Origin of the sequence: Georgenia satyanarayanai (assembly GCF_009193135.1) — a bacterium.
Taxonomy (GTDB): domain Bacteria; phylum Actinomycetota; class Actinomycetes; order Actinomycetales; family Actinomycetaceae; genus Oceanitalea; species Oceanitalea satyanarayanai.
Window position 1 is genome coordinate 17,803 of sequence record NZ_VUKC01000023.1, and the last position, 20,931, is coordinate 38,733.

Sequence of the window (20,931 nt, forward strand, 5' to 3'; positions counted from 1 at the left end):
ATGGCTGCCGAGGGGAGGTCGGCGATGAGCCAGCAGGTGCTCGGCAGTCCCCGCGCGGTCGGTGCGGCCGTGGTGGCCGTCGCCCGCGCGATCGACTCCCCGGGGCCGCGGGCCTTCGCCCAGCTGCACGCCGTCACCTGGCCGGTGCGGGACCCGGAGTCGTTGCGCGGTGCCGCACTGCTCGCGGAGTCCCGGCTCTCCGCCGAGCAGCCCGCGCGGCTGCTCGCCGACCACCACCGCCTCTTCGTCGGTGACGCCCGCCGCCCTCCGGTCGCGCCGACCGCGCCGCCCGCCCTCGCCGAGCCCGCGCTCGCCACCCTGCTGGGACGCGCCGGGGTCCCCGGACCGCCCCGCCTCCCGGCCGCGCTCCGCGCCTACGTCGCCCTGCTCGAGGTCGCACCCGGGCAGGAGCTCGTCGCCGCGCGCCGGGAGCTGGCGGACGAGCACCTGCTCACCTGGGTCGCGCGCTGCCTGAGCCGGGCCCAGCTCGGAGCACAGACCTTCTGCTACCAGGGGGTGGCGACCCTCGGCCTGGGCCTGGTGCGGCACGCCGCCGGGCGGTAGGCCTCAGGGCAGCTCGAGGACGAGCTTGCCGAAGACGTCACCCGCCGCGAGCCGGGCAAAGGCGTCGGTCGCCCGCGCGAGGGGCACGACGGCGTCGACGTGCGGGCGGGCGCCGGTCGCCACGAGCAGCGACACGAGCCGGCGCAGCTCCTCCCTCGTCCCCATCGTCGAGCCGACCACACGCAGGCTGCGGAAGAAGACCCGGTTGAGGTCCGCCGACGGCGCCGCTCCCGTCGTCGCCCCCGCGACGGCGACCGTGCCGCCGGGCCGCAGCACGCGCAGCGAGTGCGCCCACGTCGCCTCCCCGACCGTCTCGACGACGGCGTCGACCAGGTCGGGCAACCGCGCCCCGCTCGGGAAGACGGCGTGCGCACCGAGCCGGCGGGCCCGCTCGCGGCGACCCTCGTCCCGGGCGCACACCCACACCTCCAGCCCGGCCGCACGGCCGAGCACGACGGCGGCGGTGGCCACCCCTCCCCCGGCCCCCTGGACGAGCACCCGCTGGCCGGGGCGCAGGTCGGCGGCGGTGAAGAGCAGCCGGTAGGCGGTGAGGTAGGCGGTGGGCAGGCTCGCGGCCTCGGCCCAGCCCAGCTCCGGCGGCTTCGGCACGAGGTTGCCCGGCGGCACCCACACCGTCTGCGCGAAGGTGCCCGCGTGCTTCTCCGACAGGAGCGTGCGGGCGGGGTCGAGGGTCTCCTCACCGCGCCACAGCGGGTCACCGACGACGGCGTGGACGATGACCTCCCGGCCGTCGGGATCGGTGCCGGCCGCGTCGCAGCCCAGCACCATCGGCAGCCGGTCGGCCGGGAGCCCGACCCCGCGCAGCGACCACAGGTCGTGATGGTTGAGGGCGGCGGCCCGGACCCGGACCGGCACCCAGTCGGGGTGCGGAGGGCCGGGCTCGGCGATCTCCCCGACGACGAGCCCGCTCAGCGGGTCATCGGCGTCCTGGCCGGCGGCGTAGGCGGCGAGCATGGGCCTACCCTGCCACGCCGTCGTCGTCCGCCGCGGCACACACCCGTGCCGCGGATGTGGGACGATGGTTCGCTGTACCCACCCGGAGCGGGTGGCCGATCGTCATCTCGGGAGTAGACATGAGCAAGCGCGGACGCAAGCGCAAGGCACGCGCCAAGAGCGGTGCGAACCACGGCAAGCGCCCCAACAGCTGAGGCTGGCAGGGGAAAGGGTCGGCCCGGGTGGCCGGCCCTTTCGCATGCCCGGGGGCCGGCCCCTCAGACGGTCGAGCCGCCCGAGCGCAGCACGCTGATCTGCGTGATGACGCGCAGCCGCAGGGTCGACGGCGCGACCTCCTGGCACGAGCGGCGCAGGAGCAGCCGCACCCGTGTCTCGGCGTCGGTCGCCTCGCGGCACGTGGGGCACTCGTCGAGGTGCCGACGCAGCCGCTCACGGTCGTGGCCGTCCATCTCGGAGTCGACGAACTCGAAGAGGTGCTCGAGGAGCTCCTCGCAGCGGCAGCTCTCGATGTCCTGGAGCGGGTCGGTGTGCTCGGTCATGACGTCGCCTCGGTCTTCATTCCCAGCTCCCGGGCGTGGTCGGCCAGCCGCTCGCGCAGCTGGCGGCGTCCTCGGTGGAGTCGCGACATGACGGTCCCGATGGGGGTCGACATGATCTCGGCGATCTCCTTGTAGGCGAAGCCCTCGACGTCGGCGAGGTAGACGGCGATGCGGAAGTCCTCCGGCAGGTCCATGAGCGCGTCCCTGATCTCGGAGTCCGGGAGCCGGTCCATCGCCTCCATCTCGGCCGAGCGCAGGCCCTGGGAGGTGTGCGACGCAGCGCGGTGGATCTGCCAGTCCTCGACGCTGTCCGCGTCCGACTGCAGGGGCTGGCGCTGCTTCTTGCGGTAGGTGTTGATGAAGGTGTTCGTGAGGATCCGGTACAGCCAGGCCTTGAGGTTGGTCCCCGGCCGGTACTGGTGGAAGGCGGCGAACGCCTTGGTGAAGGCCTCCTGGACGAGGTCCTCCGCGTCCGCCGGGTTGCGCGTCATGCGCATCGCCGCGCCGTAGAGCTGGTCGAGGTAGGGCAGCGCCTCCGCCTCGAAGCGCGCCGCACGTTCCGCGTCACTCTCGGTGTCGGGCGCGCGTTCCAGGTCTCGGTCCTCGGTCATCACCCACGAGCCTAGTCCGCCGGGCCCGGGGGCGCGGTCCAGGAGTCGCTCCTCGGGCCGGTCGAGGGTGGGGGCAGGGCAGGTCATGCCGGTGCAACCGAGGAGTGCCGCCGGGCATTCCACGACCGGTCACGACCGGCCGCACCACTCGCCGCAGCGGGGAGATTGCGGTAGCAATGTGTCCATGAGCATCTCCCGCCGCCTCGCCCGCCCGCTGCTCGCCTCGTCCTTCGTCGCCACCGGTGTCGACGCCCTCATGCATCCCGACTCCCACGTCGAGCGCTTCCGCAAGGTCGAGCCGGCCCTGGAGAAGGCCGGCATCCCGCCGTCGATCGCTGCCGACACGCGCCTGCTCGTGCGGGTGACCGGCGGCGTCACCGCGCTGGCCGGCCTCATGCTCGCCACCAACCGCCGGCCGCGCACCGCCGCCCTGACCCTGGCCGCGGTCACCGTGCCCGTGACGCTCGTCAACAACCCGGTGTGGACGGCCACCAGCCGCGAGCGCCGCAAGGACATGCGGCGTGGCCTGCTCACCGGGGCCAGCCTCGTCGGCGGCCTCCTCATCGCGGGCCTCGACCGCGACGGCAAGCCCTCCCTCACCTGGCGCGCCACCAACACGCGCGGGCACAAGGCGAAGATGCGGGAGGTCCGGGCCGCGGCCAAGGAGACGAAGGCCGACCTCAGGTCCAAGCTGGGCTGACGCCACGCCAGGTCCCCGGCCGGCCGCGGTGCCGGGGCCGCCGGACGTGCCCGCTACCCTCGAAGGCATGTCAACCCAGACCACGTCCGAGCTCGCCTGGCCGGCCCCCGTGGCCGCCGGCCCGCTTGACGCCGTCGTCCCGGTCCCCGGCTCGAAGTCGCTGACCAACCGCTACCTCCTCCTCGCGGCCCTCGCCGCCGAGCCCACCCAGCTGCGCCGTCCGCTGCACTCGCGTGACTCCGCGCTCATGGTGGACGCGCTGCGCGCGCTGGGGGTGCGGGTGGAGCACGTCGACGCCGACGGGCGTCCCGACGCCGACGGCGCCGACCTCCTCATCGACCCCGCGCCGCTGCGCGGCCCCGCGCAGGTGGACTGCGGGCTCGCCGGCACCGTCATGCGGTTCGTCCCGCCTCTCGCGGCCCTCGCCGACGGCACCGTCACCTTCGACGGCGACCCGCGCGCCCGCCAGCGGCCCATGGGCTCGCTCATCGAGGCGCTGCGCGACCTCGGCGCGCAGGTCGACGACGACGGTCGCGGCGCCCTGCCCTTCACCGTCCACGGCACCGGCGGCCTGCCGGGCGGTGTCGTCGAGGTCGACGCGAGCGCGTCCAGCCAGTTCGTCTCCGGTCTCCTCCTCATCGCCCCCCACCTCGAGCAGGGCCTGGACCTGCGCCGGGTCGGGCCGATGCCGAGCCAGCCCCACGCCGAGATGACCGTCGAGGTGCTGCGCGAGCGCGGCGTCGTCGTCGACGTCTCCCTGGGCGACGACGGCGAGCCGGCACGCTGGCAGGTCCACCCCGGTCCCGTGGCGGGCGGCCTCGTCCCGGTGGAGCCGGACCTGTCCAACGCCGGGCCCTTCCTCGCCGCCGCGCTCGTCGCGGGCGGCCGGGTCCGCGTGCCCGGCTGGCCGACCCGCACCTCCCAGGCGGGCGACCGGCTGCGTGACCTGCTCGTGCGGATGGGCGCCTCGGTCGAGCTCGGCCCCGCCGGCCTCACCGTCGCCGGCACCGGCGCCATCGACCCGCTCGACGTCGACCTCCACGACGCCGGAGAGCTCACCCCGACCATCGCCGCGCTGTGCACGCTCGCCGACGGCCCGAGCCGCCTCCGCGGCGTCGCGCACCTGCGCGGCCACGAGACGGACCGCCTCGCCGCCCTGGTCACCGAGATCACCCGTCTCGGCGGGCACGCCCGCGAGACGGAGGACGGCCTGGAGATCGAGCCCGGCCGGCTGCGCGGTGCGCGCCTCGAGACGTACCACGACCACCGGATGGCGACCTTCGCCGCGATCGTCGGGCTGCGCGTGGCGGGCACGGAGGTCGTGGACGTCGCGACAACCGCCAAGACCCTGCCCGACTTCACCGGCATGTGGACCGACATGGTCGCGACGGGCGGACGCGGCTGAGGAGGGGGCGATGAGCCGACAGCGGGACACCGGCACGGACGACGAGCGCGTCCGCGTCCGCCCGACCAAGCGCGGCTCCCGGCCGCGGACCAAGCAGCGCCCGCAGCACGAGGACGCCGTCGAGGCCCGGGTCCTCGCCGTCGACCGCGGCCGCTACGCGCTCCTCACCGCGGACGGCGTCCGGCTCGTCGCGATGAAGGCGCGTGAGCTGGGCCGGGGCGCCCGCAACGCCGTCGTCGTCGGGGACCGCGTGGGCGTGGTCGGCGACACGAGCGGCACCCCCGACACCCTGGCCCGCATCGTGCGCGTCGAGGAGCGGGCGACCGCGCTGCGCCGCTCGGCGGAGGACAGCGAGGCCGCGGGTGTCGAGCGCGTCATCGTCGCCAACGCCGACCGCCTCCTCATCGTCACGGCGCTCGCCGACCCGCCCCCTCGCCCGCGGATGGTCGACCGCTGCCTCGTCGCCGCCTACGACGCTGGCATGCAGCCGGTCCTCGTCCTCACCAAGGCCGACCTCGCCGACCCCGCCGCCTTCCTCGCGCAGTACGCCGCCCTCGAGGTCCCCGCCGTCATCACCTCCGTCGTCGACGGGGAGGTCCAGGGGCTGGCCGCGGTGCAGGAGGTCGTCACCGGCCACGACTCCGTGCTCGTGGGCCACTCCGGCGTCGGCAAGTCCACGCTCATCAACGCGCTCGTGCCCGGGGCCGATCGGGCGACCGGAGTGGTCAACGAGGTGACCGGCCGCGGGCGCCACACCTCGAGCAGCGCGGTCGCGCTCGAGCTGCCCGGCGGGGGCTGGGCCATCGACACCCCCGGCGTGCGCTCCTTCGGGCTCGCGCACGTGGGCCCGGACGACCTCCTGCGCGGCTTCCCGGACCTCGCCGCCGTCACCGCCGAGTGCCCCCGCGGCTGTGACCACGAGGCCGGTGCGCTCGAGTGCGAGCTCGACGCGTGGGTGGCGCGCGGGGACGCGGGCGCCGCCGGGGAGGCCCGGCTCGACTCCTTCCGCCGGCTCCTGTCGGCCCGCTCGACCAGCGCGACCGCCGAGGCGCCGTAGCCTTCTCGGTGGGCCGACCTAGGCTGGCCCGAACCGACGGAGGGAGGCTGGGAGGTGCTGCACCTGCACCGGTCCGAGCGCGCCGACGCGCTCGTCGCGCCCCTCGCGGCGCTGCTCGCCGACGCCCCCGCGGACCCGTTCACCCCTGACGTCGTCGCCGTCCCCACCCGCGGGGTGGAGCGCTGGCTCGCCCAGCGGCTGTCCCACCACCTCGGCGCCGGCCCCGACGGTGAACCGGGGATCTGCGCGAACGTCGACTTCGGCTCCCCCGCCCGTCTCGTCACCGGTGTCCTCGCCGGCCTGCCCGGTGCCCCGGAGGAGGACCCGTGGGCGCCCGAGCTGCTCACCTGGCCGCTCCTCGAGGTCATCGACGCAGCGGCCGCCGAGCCGTGGCTCGCGCCCCTGGGCCGCTACCTCGGCGCCGGCGCGGCCGAGGACCACCGCCACGGACGCCGCCTCGGCGCGGCCCGTCACCTCGCGCGCCTCTACACCTCCTACGCCGCGCAGCGCCCGGACATGGTGCGTGCCTGGGCGCGGGGACACGACGACGACGGCGCGGGCGGCCACGTGCCCGCGGACCTCGCCTGGCAGGTGGAGCTGTGGCGCCGGCTGCGCGCCCGCGTCGGTGAGCCCGGGCCGGCCGAGCGCCTGGAGGAGGCGCTGGCCGCCGTCGTCGACCGCCCCGGCGCCGTCGACCTGCCCCAGCGACTCAGCGTCTTCGGCCCCACCCGGCTGCCCGAGGACCAGCTGCGCGTGCTGCGCGCCCTCGCCGCCCACCGCGAGGTCCACGTGTGGCTGCCCCACCCCTCCCCCGCGCTGTGGGCGAGGGTCGCCGGCGCGGGCGAGCCCGCCTCCCGGCGGCGCCGCGAGCAGCGCGTCCGTGCCCACCACCCGCTGCTCGCCTCCACCGCCCGCGACGCCACCGAGCTGGAGACCCGCCTGCTCGGGGTCGGCGTCACCGACACCCACCACCCCGCAGCGCGCCCCGGCGGCACGCTCCTCGCCGCCCTCCAGGAGCGCCTCGCCACCGACTCCCCCGACGCGCCACCGCACCGGGTCACCGCGGAGGACACCAGCGTCCAGGTGCACGCCTGCCACGGGCTGGCCCGGCAGGTGGAGGTGCTACGGGAGGTGCTCGCCGGGCTCTTCGCCGCCGACCCGAGCCTCGAGCCGCGCGACGTCATCGTCATGTGCCCCGACGTCGAGGCGGTCGCGCCGCTCGTCACCGCGAGCTTCGGGCTCGCCCCGGAGGGGGTCACCGACGTCCACCCCGGGCACACGATGCGGGTACGGCTCGCCGACCGCGCGCCCGGGCGCACCAACCCGGTCCTCGGGCTGCTCGCCACGCTCCTCGGGCTCGCCGACGGCCGGGTCACCGCCTCGGAGGTGCTCGACCTCGCGGCGACCGAGCCGGTGCGCCGCCGCTTCCAGCTCACCGACGACGACCTCGACCGCGTGCGCGAGTGGTCCGCCACCGCCGGCGTGCGGTGGGGCGAGGACGCCCGGCGGCGCGCCCGCTTCGAGCTGCCCGGCCTGCTCCAGGGCACCTGGCACGTCGCCCTGGACCGGCTCCTCCTCGGGGTGGCCATGGCCGAGGAGGACCATCGCTACGTCGGCCACGCGCTACCGCTGGACGACGTCGACAGCACCGACATCGACCTCGCCGGACGGCTGGCCGAGCTCGTCGACCGGCTCACCGGTCTCCTCGCCGAGCTCGACGGCACGCGCCCGCTCACCCACTGGATCGACACCCTCGACCACGCCGTCACCCTCCTCGCGGACACCGCGCCCACCGACTCGTGGCAGGTGGTCTCCGCCCGGCGCGTGCTCTCCGAGGAACGCGCCCGGTCCACCGACGCCCCCCTGCGGCTCCCGGACGTGCGGGCCCTGCTCGCCGACCGGCTCGCCGGGCGGCCCACCCGCGCCGGCTTCCGCACCGGAGCCCTCACCGTGTGCTCCCTCGAGCCCATGCGCGCCGTGCCCCACCGGGTCGTGTGCCTCCTCGGCGTCGACGACGGCGCCTTCCCCCGCGGGACCCGCCAGGACGGCGACGACCTCCTCCTGCGCGAGCCCTGCGTCGGAGAGCGCGACCGCCGCAGCGAGGACCGCCAGCTCTTCCTCGACGCCGTCACCGCCGCCCAGGACCACCTCGTCCTCCTCTACTCCGGCGCGCACGAGCGCACCGGCGCCGCGCGGCCACCCGCGGTCCCCGTCGGGGAGCTCCTCGACGCCCTCGAGGCCGCCGCCACGGCACCCTCCGGCACCGTCCGGGAGCACGTGCTGCGCCACCACCCGCTCCAGGTCGTCGACGAGCGCAACTTCACCCCCGGGGCCCTCGGCCGGCCGGGCGAGCCGTTCAGCTTCGACGCCGTCGCCCACCGCGCCGCCCTCGCCGGGCGCGGGGAGCGCGTCGCGCGGGTGCCCTTCCTCACCGAGCCGCTGCCGCCGCTCGAGCCGCCCGCCACGCTCGAGCTCGCCGACCTCGTCTCGATGCTCGAGCACCCGGTCAAGTACTTCCTGCGCCACCGCCTGGGCCTGTCGGTGGCCGGGGAGAACGCCGAGGTCACCGACCGCCTCCCGCTCACCCTCGCCCCCCTCGACGGGTGGGCCATCGGCGAACGCTTCCTCCAGGCGCGGCTGGCCGGAGTCCCCGACCAGCAGGTCATGAACGCCGAGTGGCGCCGCGGCGTCACCCCGCCCAGGGAGCTGGGCCGCACCGCCCTGCTCGACGTCGGCAGCCGGGTCGTGCCCATCGCGAGCGCCGCGGCGGCCGAGCGGGCGCAGCCCGCCGAGACGGTCGACGTCGTCGTGCCCCTCCCCTCCGGCACCACGCTCACCGGCACGGTCCCCGGCGTCCACGGCGGCACCGTCCTGCGTGCCACGTACTCCCGCCTGGCGCCCAAGCACCGCCTGCGCGCGTGGGTGCAGCTGCTCGCTCTCGTCGCCGCCCACCCCGAGCGGCCCTGGCGCACCGCCACGGTCGCCCGGCCGGACCACCGCCGGCCGGGTGCCTACGTCGCGCGGCTGCACCCACCCGCCCCGCAGGAGGCGGTCACGCTCCTCGACCAGCTCGTCCACCTCCACGCCCTGGCCCTGCGCGAGCCGCTGCCCGTCCCGGTGCCCGTCGCCTGCACCTACGCCACCTCCCGCGCCGGCGGGGACTCCGCGGACATGGCCCTGGTCAACGCCCGGCGGGCCTGGGACGGTGACGAGTTCCTGCGCGCGGACGAGCACCACGTCATCTGCTGGGGCACCGGCGCGCGCCTCGAGGACATCCTCGGCACCCCGACCGAGACCGAGCGCGCCTGGTACCCGCAGGACCCGAGCCGCCTCGGCGTGCTCGCCCGCCGGGTCTGGGAGCCGCTCCTCGCCCACGAGCAGCTGGACAAGCCGTGACCACCACCGAGCTGGGGACCGACCTGCCCGTCTTCGACGTGTGCGGCCCGCTGCCCGCCGGCACCACCGTCCTGGAGGCCAGCGCCGGTACCGGCAAGACCTTCACCATCGCCGCCCTCGCCACCCGCTACGTCGCCGAGCAGGGCGTCGAGCTGGCCGACCTCCTCCTCGTCACCTTCGGCCGCGCGGCCACCTCCGAGCTGCGGGACCGTGTCCGTGCCCGGCTGCTCGCCACCGAGCGGGCGCTGCGGGACCCGGAGGCCGCCCGCGCGAGCCGGGACGAGGTCGTGGCGCACCTCGCCGCCGCCGACGACGCCGAGGTCGCCGCCCGGCGTCTGCGGCTCACCCGCGCCCTGTCCCAGCTCGACGCCGCGACCATCACGACGACGCACGGCTTCTGCCAGCAGATGCTTACCTCGCTCGGGGTGGCCGCCGACGTCGACCCCGACCACACCTTCGTCCCCGACGTCGCGGACCTGCGCGAGGAGGTCCTCGACGACGTCTACCTGCGCCACTACGCCGGCTCCCGCGCGCCCGCGCTCACCCCGGACGAGGCGCGGACGATCGGCAAGGAGGCGGTGAGCGACCACCAGGCCGCCCTGCGCCCCACCGACGCGCCACCCGACTCCCTGCCCGGGCACCGCCACGCCCTCGCGCAGGCGGTGCGCGCGGAGGTCCACCACCGCAAGCGCGACCGCCGCCTGCTCGACTACGACGACCTCCTCACCCTCCTGCGGGACGCCCTCACCCACCCGGTCCACGGTCCGGCCGCGGCGGCGCGGGTCCGCGAGCGCTACGCCGTCGTCCTCGTCGACGAGTTCCAGGACACCGACCCCGTCCAGTGGGAGGTCCTGCGCACCGCTTTCCACGGGCACCGCACCCTCGTCCTCATCGGTGACCCGAAGCAGGCGATCTACGCCTTCCGCGGCGGCGACGTCGTCACCTACCTCCACGCCCGCGGTCTCGCGACGAGCACGGCCACCCTCGGGCGCAACTGGCGCAGCGACGCCGCACTGCTCACCGGGCTCGAGGCGCTCCTCGGCGGCGCCGCGCTCGGTGACGAGGCGATCGTCGTGCGTCCCGTCGCCGCGGCGCACACCGGGGAGCGGCGGCTGCGGGGCGGGGCGCCGGTGCGGCTGCGGCAGGTCACCCGGGAGCCCTTCCGGCTGGCCGGGACGAAGAACCCGCGGGTGGGTGACGTGCGCCGGCTCGTGGCCGACGACGTCGCCGCGGACGTCGTCGCCCAGCTCACCGGCACCCGGCTGCGGGAGGGTGAGGCCTGGCGCGAGCTGCACCCCGGCGACGTCGCGGTCCTCGCCCGCCGCAACGCCGACGCCGACGCCGTGCGGGACGCGCTCGCCGCCGCCGGTGTGCCCGCCGTCGTCTCCGGGCTCTTCAGCGTCTTCGCCACCGACGCCGCCCGGCACTGGCTCACCCTCCTCACCGCGCTCGAGCAGCCCGCGCACGGGGGCCGCGCCGCGGCACTGGCCCTCACCCCCTTCCTCGGCTGGGACGCCACCCGCCTCGGCACGGCGGGGGACGCCGCTCGCGAGGAGCTGTCCGACACCGTCCGCGGCTGGAGCCGGCTCCTCACGGAACGGGGGGTCGCGGCGCTCGTCGAGGCCGTCACCACCGCGGGCGTCGCCGAGCGGCTCATGGCCACCGCCGACGGCGAGCGTGTCCTCACCGACGTCCGCCACGTCGGGGAGGCCCTGCACCTGGCCGCGGTCGAGGAGGACCTCGGGGTCGCGGCCCTGACGGACTGGCTGCGCACCCGGATCGCCGAGGCGGACCGCGACTACGCCGAGGAGCGCAGCCGCCGCCTGGAGACCGACGCCGACGCCGTCCAGGTCGTCACCGTCCACTCCTCCAAGGGCCTGGAGTTCCCGGTCGTCTACGTGCCCTTCGGCTGGGACCGCTACGAGTCGCGCACCCCGCCGGTCCTCCGCTACCACGACGACGCCGGCGCCCGGCTGCTCCACGTCGGCGGCCCGGAGGACCCCGGCTACGACGCCGCCCGCGACCGGCACCTCGCCGAGGAGCGCGGCGAGGACCTGCGCCTGCTCTACGTCGCCCTCACGCGGGCGGCGGCGCAGGTCGTCGTCCACTGGGCGCCGTCGTCCAACTCCCCCGCCGGCCCGCTCACCCGCCTCCTCCTGGGCGGGCACGCACCGGGCGAGGAGCCGCCGCCGCGCGCGCCCGTGCGGGGCGACGACGCCGTCACCGCGGCGCTGTCCGCCGTCGTCGCCCGCTCCGGGGGCACGGTGGCCCTCGAGCGCGCCACCACCCGCCCCCAGCCGGTCACCTGGCAGCCACCCGTGCCGCAGCGGCCGGACCTGTCCGTCGCCCGGCTGGGCCGCGGCCTCGACCACACATGGCGGCGCACCTCCTACACCGGTCTCACCGCCGCGGCGCACCACGAGCCGGTGGGCAGCGAGCCGGAGGCCACGGGCGTGGAGGACGAGACGGACCTCGTCGTCACGCGCCTCACCGGCGCCGACCCCGCCCGCGCGCTGCCCTCGCCCATGGCGGACCTGCCCGGCGGGACCGGGTTCGGCACCGTCGTCCACGAGGTCCTCGAGCAGGTCGACACCGCCGCGCCGGACCTGGCGGCCGAGCTGCGCGAGCGCTGCCGGGAGGGGGGCACGGCGCGGGTGCCGGGGCTCGACCCGGAGGCGCTCGCCGCCGCGCTGGGGAAGGTGGTCGCCACCCCGCTCGGCCCGCTCGCCGGGGGCGCCACCCTGGCCGGCTTCGCGCCGGCGGACCGGCTCGCCGAGATGGAGTTCGAGCTGCCGCTCGCGGGCGGGGACTCCCCCGCCGCGAGCGCCGCCACGCTCGTCGACCTCGCCCGCCTCCTGCGCCGCCACCTGCCCGCCGACGACGTCTTCGCGCCCTACGCCGACCAGCTCGCCGCCCTCGGCCCCGAGCGCCTGCACGGCTACCTGACCGGCAGCATCGACGCCGTCCTGCGGCACGGGTCCGGGGACGCGACGCGCTATCTCGTCGTCGACTACAAGACGAACCGGCTCGCGCCGCCCGAGGAACCGCTCACCCTGTGGCACTACCGCCCCGAGGCCGTCGCCGAGGCGATGATGCGCTCGCACTACCCGCTGCAGCTGCTGCTCTACCTCGCCGCCCTGCACCGCTACCTGCGCTGGCGCCACCGCGGCTACGACCCCGAGCGGCACCTCGGCGGGGGGCTCTACCTCTTCGTGCGGGGGATGGCCGGTCCCGGCACGCCCGCCGCGGACGGCACGCCCCACGGGGTCATGGCCTGGCGGCCACCCGCCGCGCTCGTCGTCGCGCTGTCCGCGCTCCTCGAGGGGAGGACCCCATGACCGCCCTCGACGCCGGTGACGCCCGGCTCGCCGTCCACGCCCCACCCCTGCTCGCCCGTTTCAACGCCGCCGGTGTCGTCGCCGCCGCCGACGTCCAGGTGGCGCGCCGGCTGGGCTCGCTCGCCGGTGAGCGGGACGAGGACGTGCTCCTCGCCGTCGCGCTCGCCACACGCGCGGTGCGCTCGGGGTCGGTGTGCCTCCACCTCACGGACGCCGAGTCCTTCGCCGCCGACGCCGAGACCCCGGTCGAGGACCTCCCGTGGCCCGACCCCGCACGGTGGGAGGCTGCGATCGAGCGCAGCCCGCTCGTCGCCGTCGGGGTCGAAGGGCCCGCCGACCGGCCGGTGCGCTGGGTGGCCGGGCGCCTCTACCTCGACCGCTACTGGCGCGACGAGACGGTCGTGCGCCGCCAGGCCGACGCGCGCCTCGCCTCGCCCGCCACCGCCGTCGACGACGCCCGGCTCACCGCCGCCCTCGACCGGCTCTTCCCGGCCGCCGGGGACGCGCTGCAGCGGCAGGCCGCCGCCACCGCCGTCGCCGGCCGCCTCACGGTGCTGACCGGTGGGCCGGGCACCGGCAAGACGACGACGGTCGCCCGCCTCATCGCCGTCCTCCAGGACGTCGCTGGCCCGCTGCGCATCGCGCTGGCCGCCCCCACCGGCAAGGCCGCGGCCCGGCTGCAGGAGGCGGTCCACGAGGTCGTCGACGAGCTCGGCGCGGAGGACCGCGAGCGGGTGGGGACGCTCAGCGCCTCCACCCTCCACCGGCTGCTCGGCTGGCTGCCGGGCAGCTCCACCCGCTTCCGGCACGGCCCGGGCCGTCACCTGCCCCACGACGTCGTCGTCGTCGACGAGACCTCGATGGTGTCCCTGCCGCTCATGGCGCGGCTGCTCGAGGCGCTGCGGCCCGACGCGCGCCTCGTGCTCGTCGGTGACCCCGACCAGCTCGCCTCCGTCGAGGCCGGGGCGGTCCTCGGCGACCTCGTGGCCCGCACGCCCGGGGCGACCGGGGCGGGCGGTGCGGGCGGGGCGGGCGGTGTCGTCCGCCTCCTCACCGTCCACCGGCAGGAGGAGGGCAGCGCCATCCTCCCCCTCGCCGCCGCGATCCGGGCCGGTGACGCCGAGGAGGCTCTGGCGCTGCTGCGCGCCGGGCACCCCTCGGTCGAGCTCGTCGAGCTCGCCGACGACGCTGAGCCGGCCGCGGAGGCGCTCGCCCCGCTGCGGACGGACGCCGCAGCCGCAGGCCGCAGGCTCGTCCTCGCCGCCCGGGAGGGTGACGCGGCCGCTGCGCTGCGCGCGCTCGGCGCGCACCGGCTGCTCGTCGCCCACCGGCGTGGACCCGCGGGCGTGGCGCACTGGTCGGCGCTGGTCGAGCAGTGGGTGAGCGAGGCCGTCGGCTCCCACCCGGAGCCGCACGATCCCCGCAGCCCCTGGTACCCGGGCCGGCCCATCCTCGTCACGGCCAACGACCGCGAGACGGGCCTGTACAACGGGGACACCGGCGTCGTCGTCGCCGACGGCGAGGGGCTCGTCGCCGCCCTCGGCGACCCCGGCTCACCGCTGCGCGTGCGCCCCCACCGGCTGCCCGCCGTCGAGACCGTCCACGCCATGACGGTCCACCGCGGCCAGGGCAGCCAGTTCGCCCGCGTCTCCCTCGTGCTCCCGCCGGCCACCTCCCCGCTCCTCACCCGGGAGCTGCTCTACACCGCGGTCACCCGCGCCCGGGAGCACGTGCGTGTCGTGGGCACGGCCGCCGCGGTCCGCCGAGCCGTCCAGACTCCCGTCCGCCGCGCCAGCGGCCTCCGCGCTCCCGTGTAGCCCCGTCGACGGCGCGCTCCGCGCCGACAGCCGGCCCCTCCCAGGTGCCCGGGCGCCCGGCGCGCGTCCCCGTGCCACGCGGCGACGCCGCTAGCGTGGCCGCATGCCCATCTCGCGCCTCCGGTACGACGACGACCTGCGCCTGGCCCACGTGATCGCCGACCAGGTCGACGCCCAGACGATGGCCCGCTTCCAGGCCCTGGACCTCGTCGTCGAGACCAAGCCGGACCTCAGCCCCGTGTCCGACGCCGACCGGTCCGCCGAGGAGATCGTCCGTGCCCAGCTCGGCCGCACCCGGCCGCGTGACTCGGTGCTCGGCGAGGAGTTCGGCACCACCGGCCGGTCCTCGCGGCAGTGGATCGTCGACCCCATCGACGGGACGAAGAACTTCGTCCGCGGTGTGCCGGTGTGGGCCACGCTCATCGGGCTCGTCGAGGACGACGAGGTCGTGCTCGGTGTCGTCTCCGCCCCGGCGCTGGGCCGCCGCTGGTGGGCCACCCTCGGGTCCGGCGCGTGGACCGGGCGCTCGCTGTCCTCCGCGCGGCAGCTCCACGTGTCGAGCGTGTCGCGCATCGAGGACGCCTCGCTCAGCTACTCCTCCCTGGACGGCTGGGCCGAGGCCGCTCGGCTGCGCGCCTTCCTCAACGTCGCCCAGCGCTGCTGGCGCACCCGGGCCTACGGCGACTTCTGGTCCTACATGCTCGTCGCCGAGGGCGCCGTCGACCTCGCGGCCGAGCCCGAGCTCGAGACCTACGACATGGCCGCCCTCGTCCCGATCGTCACCGAGGCCGGCGGCAGGTTCACCAGCCTCTTCGGCGCACCCGGCCCCTTCGGCGGCAACGCCGTCGCCACCAACGGCTTGCTCCACGACGAGGTCCTCCAGCTGCTCACCGCCCAGGAGGACTGAGCCGCTCTTCCGCGGGGCGACTGCCGGCACTACGCTCGGCGCAGTCGTCGAGCGGAGAACGCCATGGCCCACCCCGTCATCCTCGTCCCCGGGTTCTGGCTGGGTGCGTGGGCGTGGGGGGACGTCCTCGCCGAGCTGCACCGCGCGGGGTGCGAGGCGCAGGCGCTGACCCTGCCCGGCCTCGAGCACGCGGACTCCGACCGCTCGGGCATCACCTTCCGGGACCACGTCGACGCCATCTGTGGCGCCGTCGAGGCCACCGGTCGCCCGACCGTCCTCGCCGTGCACAGCGGCGCCGGTTTCTCCGGGTACGCGGCGAGCGACCGCCTCACCGACCGTCTCGCCGCCATGGTCTACGTCGACACGGCGCCGGGCGTGGGAGCCATGGACCCGGGCTTCGACGGCGTGGAGCTGCCGCTGGACTGGGAGTCCCTCGCCGCCGAGGAGAACCTCGACGGCCTCAGCGAGCAGCAGCTGCAGACCTTCCGCAGCCGGGCCGTCCCCCAGCCCGGGGGCGTGCTGCGCGGCACGGTGGACCTCGTCGACGACGCCCGCCGCGACATCCCCAGCACCTTCGTGTGCACGAGCTTCACCGCCGACGCCTACCGCACCTACGCCGCCGAGGGCTCGATGCCCTGGCTCGCCGGCATCCCCGAGCTCACCGACACGACGTGGGTGGACCTGCCCACGAGCCACTGGCCGATGTGGTCGCGCCCCCGAGAGCTCGCCGCCGTCATCGCCGAGGTCGCCGGGGTGGGCACGGGCGCGCTCGGGTAGTGGACCCCGCCGGGGAGGATGGAGGGATGACCGAGCGCCGGCCGCACGACGTCCCCGTCGAGACGTGGGTGGACCGTCTCGTCCGCGACGCGGAGGCACGTGGGGCCTTCACCGACCTGCCCGGCGCGGGCAAGCCGCTGCCCGGCATCGACGAGCCGCTGCACGAGGACTGGTGGATCCGCCAGAAGCTGCGCAGCGAGGACCTGCCCGCCGAAGGTCTCCTGCCGCCCGCGCTGCTCCTGCGCAAGGAGCTCGCGGCCCTGCCCGAGACCGTGCGCCACCTGCACGACGAGGACGCCGTCCGCGACGCGGTGCGTGCGCTCAACCGGCGGGTGGCGCACTACATCCGCACCCCGACGGGGCCGGTCCTGCCCGTCGCACCCGCGGACCCGGACGCCGTCGTCGCGCAGTGGCGCGCGGAGCGGGGCGGGGACGCGCGGGCCGGCACGACCCGACCGCCCGGGCGCGCGGCGCCCGCACGTCCCGCCCGGCGGCGCTGGTGGCGGCGGCTACGCCGGACGCGCCAGCACCCCGCCGACGTACCCCGCGACGGCGCCCGCCCACACGAGGAGTAGGCCGGGGGCGAGGGTGAGGACGGCTCCGCGGACCACCACCGCGGCGATGACGTAGGCGACCGAGAGGACGACGACGAGGAGGGCCGACTTCCGCGTGAGGCTGCCCTTCCCCGTCACGCCGAACGCCATCGCGACGGCGAGCAGGACGAGCAGCACGCGCGCCGCGGCAGCGACGAGGTGCACCACGGCGTCCTCGGACACGTTCGGGACCTCACCGAGCGCGTCGAGGGGGGCGGTGCCGACGATGGTGAGCCCGTCGGCGGTGGTGAGGAGGTCCCACGGCAGGAGCGTGCCGAGCAGGACGAGGGCCGCCCCGCCGAGCACGAGGAGCGTGCGCAGCAGGGGCCGCCGGTCGGAGGCGACCTGGGTGAAGGCGGCCTGGGCGAGGAGCCGCCCCTCGCCGTCGCTGGCGGTGACCTCGAGGTCGCGGGTAACGGACTCCCCGCCCGGTGGGGGCGGGGCGTCGACCGACATCCGGGCCTGGCCGACGCCGCCGGGCGGTGCGGTGACCACCGGGGGCGTGAACGTCACGTGCGCGGTGCCGTGGGAGTCGACGGCGGTGAGCCGGACGGCGAGCGGCTCCTGCCCCGCGGTGTTGTCGACGGCGACGGCGAAGGACCCGCGGCGCGTGTCGGTCCGGGTGAGGTGTCGCGGGGTGACCTCCAGCCCGGCCGTCGTGATCGGCGACGGCGTCGTCGTCACCTCGAGGGAACCCGGTGCCTCGTGCTCGGTGACACCGTCGCCCGCGACGACCGAGAAGGGACGCACGACGGTCCGCCCGCGCGGGACCGCCTCGGTGAGCCGCACGTGCCCGCGGGCGACGGCGACCTCGCCCGGCGGGACGCGCAGCTGCTGCGGCACGAGGCTGACGACGAGCGCACGGGCGGGGTCCCGCCCACCGAGGGCGAGGTCCACCACCTGCCGCCCGCGGCGGTTGTCGACATGGACCTCGAACTCCGCGGCGAACGCGTTGGTCACGCGCAGCTCGCGCGGCGCGAGGCTGACGCCGACGGGGACCGCCTCGGGCTCCGGCGAGGTGTGCTGGACGAGCGTGAGGGTCGCGGTGGCCTCGCCCCCGTCGTTGGTGGCGCTGACCGTCAGCTGCCGGGTCGCGTCCTGCCCGGGCGCCGGGGTGGGTGCCATGAAGTGGCCACGCACCTCGACGAGCCGGCCGGCGGGCACCTGCACCACCCGCGGGACGAAGCCGAACCGCACGACCCCCTCGGGGTCGGTGCCCGACAGCTCGAAGCTCTGCGGGTAGTTCGCCCTCCGGTTGTCGATCCGCACGACGAACCGGGCGCGCGCCTCGTCGGTGAGCCGCAGGAGCCGGGGCTGGACGTCGAGCGTCGCGGGTGGACCGTGCGGCGCGACGGTGAGGGTGACCGGCACCGGCACGTGCAGGTCCGGCGCGGACTCGGCGCCCACGTGGAGCAGGACCGTCAGCCGCTGGGCGGGGACGTGCGCGCCGTCCCGGATCCTGAGGACGACCTCGAGGGTGCCCTCGTCCCCGGGCATGAGCCGCAGCGGGGCGGGGCTCACGTCGAGCCAGTCCGGCGGCTCCTCGGCCTCGACGACGACGCCGTCCACCACCGAGGACCTGTTGGACACCCGCGCGGTGACCGTCGCCGCCTGCTCGGGGACGAGCGTGACGTCCGCGGTCGCGCTGTGGACCTCCGGCGCCCGGGCGTCCGCCGTCGTGGTGCGCACGGCGGTCGTGCCCTCAGCGGGACCGGGTGCCGGTCCGGGGGCCGTGGTCGCCACCGCCTCGACCGTCTCGGGGACCGTCGCGTCGGCCGGGTGACCGCCGATGGTCGTGGCCCCCGTGTCCCACCCGAGGTAGGCGTCGCAGGCGCGGCAGAACGCGGTGCCCTGCGGGTTCGCCGCCCCGCAGCTCTCGCACACGTCCTCGACCGTCGCCATCCCCGTGACCCCTCGTCGGACCGCCACGATCGTACCGCCGCCGGTGGCGGATCCGCCCTGCCCGAAGGGGCAGTGCGCCGTGCCCCGGCGGCGTGTCGGGCGCCCTCCGCGGGGCTCCCCGGCGATGTCGGTGGCCGCGGTTACCGTCGACCCATGCGCATCCTGCACACCTCGGACTGGCACCTGGGGCGCACCCTGCACGGGGTCGACCTCGTCGCGCACCAGGCTGCCTTCCTCGACCACCTCGTCGAGGTGGTCCGCCAGGAGCGCGTCGACGCCGTCCTCGTCGCCGGTGACGTGTACGACCGCGCGATCCCGCCCGTCGCCGTCGTCGACCTCCTCACCGACGCCCTGCTGCGGCTCACCGAGCTCACCCGCGTCGTCCTCACCCCCGGGAACCACGACTCCGCCACCCGGCTCGGCTTCGCCGCCCCGCTCTTCCGCGAGCGGCTCGCGGTGCGGACGCGGGTGGAGGACCTCGCGCGGCCCCTCGAGCTGCCGTCCGCGGACGGGGAGTCCTCCGCGCTCGTCTACGCCCTGCCCTACCTCGACCCGGACACCACCCGCCACCGCCTCGCCGAGGAGGACGACGACGCCGCCCCGGCCGTCCCCGCACGGTCGCACGAGGCGGTGGCCGCGGCCGCCATGCGCCGGGTGCGGGCGGACCTCGCCACCCGGCGCGCGGCGGGACCGCGGGTGCCCGCCGTCGTCATGGCCCACGCCTTCGTCGTCGGCGGGAGGGCCTCGGAGTCCGAGCGGGACATCCGCGTCGGCGGCGTCGACGCCGTGCCGCTCGACGTCCTCACGGGAGGGGAGCTCGCCCCGGACTACGTCGCGCTCGGTCACCTCCACGGACCGCAGCGCGTGGGGCCGGGGGCCGCGGACGGGGCGCGCGGGCCGCTCGCCCGGTACTCCGGCTCCCCGCTGGCCTACTCCTTCTCCGAGATGCACCACACGAAGTCGAGCGTGCTCCTCGAGCTCGGCGCCGAGGGGGTGGGGCACGTCGAGCTCCTGCCCACGCCCTGCCCGCGGCGCCTGTCGGAGGCGTCCGGCAGCCTCGAGGAGCTGCTCTCCGCCGCCTTCGACGCGCAGGCCCAGGACTGGGTCCGGGTGGCCGTCACCGACACCGCGCGCCCGCGGGACCTGTACGCCCGGGTCCGGGCACGCTTCCCGCACGCCCTCGTCGTCCAGCACCGGCCCACCGTGCCGTTGACCGGCGGACCGGCCCGTGCCGTCACCGCCACGCGGGACCCGCTGGAGGTGACGGCCGAGTTCGTCCAGGACGTCACCGGTGAGGCGCCCACGCCGGCCGAGACCGCGGTGCTGCGTGCCGCCTACGAGGCCGCACTCGCCGCCGAGAGGAGCGCCTGACATGCGCGTCCACCACCTCACGCTCGAGGCCGTCGGGCCCTTCGCCGGGCGTCACGAGGTCGACCTCGACCAGCTCTCCGCCGGCGGCCTCTTCCTCCTCGAGGGCCCCACCGGCTCGGGCAAGTCCACCCTCATCGACGCCATCACCTTCGGCCTGTACGGCACGCTCGGCAGTCCCGCCCGCGACGACCGGCTGCCCTCGGCCCACGCCCCCGGGGCCGAGCCGGTCATCGAGGTGGTCCTCTCCACCGGCGCCGGCATCTACCGGGTCCGCCGCACCCCGGCCTTCCAGCGTCCCAAGCGCCGTGGGGAGGGCACCACGCGGCAGAACGCCACCGCCAGGCTGTGGCGACTGGAGTCGGTCTCCGACCCCGTCGGGGAGCCGCTCGCGGCCACCACCCAGGAGGTCGGGGCCGAGGTCCGCCGCATCGTGCGGCTGGACCGCAGCCAGTTCAGCCAGACCGTCGTGCTGCCGCAGGGGCGCTTCTCCACGTTCCTGCGCGCCAAGCCCGACGAGCGGGCCGCCGTCCTCCAGGACGTCTTCGGCACCGAGGTCTACCAGCGGGTCCAGGACCAGCTCGTCGCGATGGCGCGCCAGGCGAGGGGCGACCTCGAGGCCGCCCGCCGGGAGGTCACCGGCTGCGTCGGCAACCTCGGCGCCCTGCTCCCCGAGGAGGACGAGTCCGTCGCCGCGCTCGAGCAGGGTGCCGCCGCGCTCGACGCCGCGGCGCTGGAGGAGGTCGCGTCCGCCGTCGTCGCACGCGCGGAGGGCGAGCACGCCGCCGCGCAGGCGCGGCGGGAGGAGGCCCGTACGGCCGAGCGGGCCGCGCAGCAGGCGCTCGACGCCGAGCGGGACCTCGCGAGGCGGGTGCGCCGGCGCCGCGACCTGCTCGCCGAGCAGGAGCTCCTCGCCGCCCGCGAGGAGGCCGTCGCTGCCCGCGGCGCGGAGCTCGCGGCCGCGCGACGAGCCGCGGTGGCC

17 protein-coding genes are annotated in these 20,931 nt (G+C 76.6%); 13 read left to right on the plus strand and 4 right to left on the minus strand.

What is annotated here, in order from left to right; all coding sequences use genetic code 11:
• Positions 1 to 24 precede the first annotated feature (24 nt).
• A complete protein-coding gene (locus GD632_RS15725; RefSeq protein ID WP_152193161.1) occupies positions 25 to 564 on the plus strand; it encodes a hypothetical protein in 540 nt (179 codons plus the stop codon).
• Between the two features lie 3 nt (positions 565 to 567).
• Here the strand turns inward: GD632_RS15725 and GD632_RS15730 are convergent, their stop codons facing one another.
• Positions 568 to 1,539: a zinc-binding dehydrogenase gene (locus GD632_RS15730; protein WP_152193162.1), complete on the minus strand. Its 972-nt coding sequence runs from the start codon at positions 1,537 to 1,539 to the stop codon at positions 568 to 570.
• 119 nt (positions 1,540 to 1,658) lie between these two features.
• On the opposite strand from GD632_RS15730, the gene GD632_RS16510 reads away from it, so the two are divergent.
• Positions 1,659 to 1,733: a 50S ribosomal protein bL37 gene (locus tag GD632_RS16510; RefSeq protein ID WP_372435141.1), complete on the plus strand. Its 75-nt coding sequence runs from the start codon at positions 1,659 to 1,661 to the stop codon at positions 1,731 to 1,733.
• 63 nt (positions 1,734 to 1,796) lie between these two features.
• Here the strand turns inward: GD632_RS16510 and rsrA are convergent, their stop codons facing one another.
• Both rsrA and GD632_RS15740 read right to left on the minus strand, forming a co-directional pair.
• Entirely contained in the window at positions 1,797 to 2,078 is a 282-nt protein-coding gene (gene rsrA, locus GD632_RS15735) for a mycothiol system anti-sigma-R factor (protein WP_152193163.1), read from the minus strand.
• Positions 2,075 to 2,689 (minus strand): sigma-70 family RNA polymerase sigma factor, encoded by a 615-nt coding sequence (locus GD632_RS15740; RefSeq protein WP_193311524.1) that lies wholly within the window; start codon positions 2,687 to 2,689, stop codon positions 2,075 to 2,077. Before GD632_RS15740 ends, rsrA begins: the two co-directional genes overlap by 4 nt.
• Positions 2,690 to 2,873: 184 nt before the next feature.
• Here GD632_RS15740 and GD632_RS15745 point away from each other — a divergent pair, with 184 nt between their 5' ends.
• The 9 genes from GD632_RS15745 (at position 2,874) to GD632_RS15785 (ending at position 16,661) form a co-directional block, all read left to right on the plus strand.
• Entirely contained in the window at positions 2,874 to 3,389 is a 516-nt protein-coding gene (locus tag GD632_RS15745; protein WP_152193165.1) for a DoxX family protein, read from the plus strand.
• Positions 3,390 to 3,456: 67 nt separating this feature from the next.
• Positions 3,457 to 4,794: a 3-phosphoshikimate 1-carboxyvinyltransferase gene (gene aroA, locus GD632_RS15750; protein WP_152193166.1), complete on the plus strand. Its 1,338-nt coding sequence runs from the start codon at positions 3,457 to 3,459 to the stop codon at positions 4,792 to 4,794.
• A 10-nt stretch (positions 4,795 to 4,804) separates the two neighbouring features.
• Positions 4,805 to 5,851, plus strand: coding sequence for a ribosome small subunit-dependent GTPase A (gene rsgA, locus GD632_RS15755; RefSeq protein WP_152193167.1), 1,047 nt, complete (start codon positions 4,805 to 4,807; stop codon positions 5,849 to 5,851).
• A 54-nt stretch (positions 5,852 to 5,905) separates the two neighbouring features.
• On the plus strand, positions 5,906 to 9,247 hold the full coding sequence (recC, locus tag GD632_RS15760; protein ID WP_152193168.1) for an exodeoxyribonuclease V subunit gamma: 3,342 nt from the start codon (positions 5,906 to 5,908) through the stop codon (positions 9,245 to 9,247).
• A complete protein-coding gene (locus tag GD632_RS15765) occupies positions 9,244 to 12,585 on the plus strand; it encodes a UvrD-helicase domain-containing protein (RefSeq protein ID WP_226924935.1) in 3,342 nt (1,113 codons plus the stop codon). Before recC ends, GD632_RS15765 begins: the two co-directional genes overlap by 4 nt.
• On the plus strand, positions 12,582 to 14,402 hold the full coding sequence (gene recD / locus GD632_RS15770; RefSeq protein ID WP_152193170.1) for an exodeoxyribonuclease V subunit alpha: 1,821 nt from the start codon (positions 12,582 to 12,584) through the stop codon (positions 14,400 to 14,402). Before GD632_RS15765 ends, recD begins: the two co-directional genes overlap by 4 nt.
• Before the next feature lie 103 nt (positions 14,403 to 14,505).
• Positions 14,506 to 15,309 (plus strand): histidinol-phosphatase, encoded by an 804-nt coding sequence (gene hisN / locus GD632_RS15775; protein ID WP_152193171.1) that lies wholly within the window; start codon positions 14,506 to 14,508, stop codon positions 15,307 to 15,309.
• A 63-nt stretch (positions 15,310 to 15,372) separates the two neighbouring features.
• Positions 15,373 to 16,086 carry an alpha/beta fold hydrolase gene (locus GD632_RS15780; protein ID WP_152193172.1) on the plus strand — a complete coding sequence of 238 codons (714 nt, stop codon included), beginning with the start codon at positions 15,373 to 15,375 and terminating at the stop codon, positions 16,084 to 16,086.
• 26 nt (positions 16,087 to 16,112) lie between these two features.
• Complete coding sequence (locus tag GD632_RS15785) at positions 16,113 to 16,661, plus strand: DnaJ family domain-containing protein (protein ID WP_152193173.1); 549 nt, start codon at positions 16,113 to 16,115, stop codon at positions 16,659 to 16,661.
• On the opposite strand, the gene GD632_RS15790 is transcribed toward GD632_RS15785, so the two are convergent.
• Positions 16,596 to 18,581 carry a hypothetical protein gene (locus tag GD632_RS15790; protein ID WP_152193174.1) on the minus strand — a complete coding sequence of 662 codons (1,986 nt, stop codon included), beginning with the start codon at positions 18,579 to 18,581 and terminating at the stop codon, positions 16,596 to 16,598. The two genes, GD632_RS15785 and GD632_RS15790, sit on opposite strands and share 66 nt — an antisense overlap.
• Before the next feature lie 153 nt (positions 18,582 to 18,734).
• On the opposite strand from GD632_RS15790, the gene GD632_RS15795 reads away from it, so the two are divergent.
• Together GD632_RS15795 and GD632_RS15800 are read left to right on the plus strand one after the other, a co-directional pair.
• Positions 18,735 to 19,952 (plus strand): exonuclease SbcCD subunit D, encoded by a 1,218-nt coding sequence (locus GD632_RS15795; RefSeq protein WP_152193175.1) that lies wholly within the window; start codon positions 18,735 to 18,737, stop codon positions 19,950 to 19,952.
• 1 nt (position 19,953) lies between these two features.
• Positions 19,954 to 20,931, plus strand: a 978-nt coding sequence (locus tag GD632_RS15800; protein WP_152193176.1) for an AAA family ATPase, incomplete at its 3' end; no start/stop codon positions are given.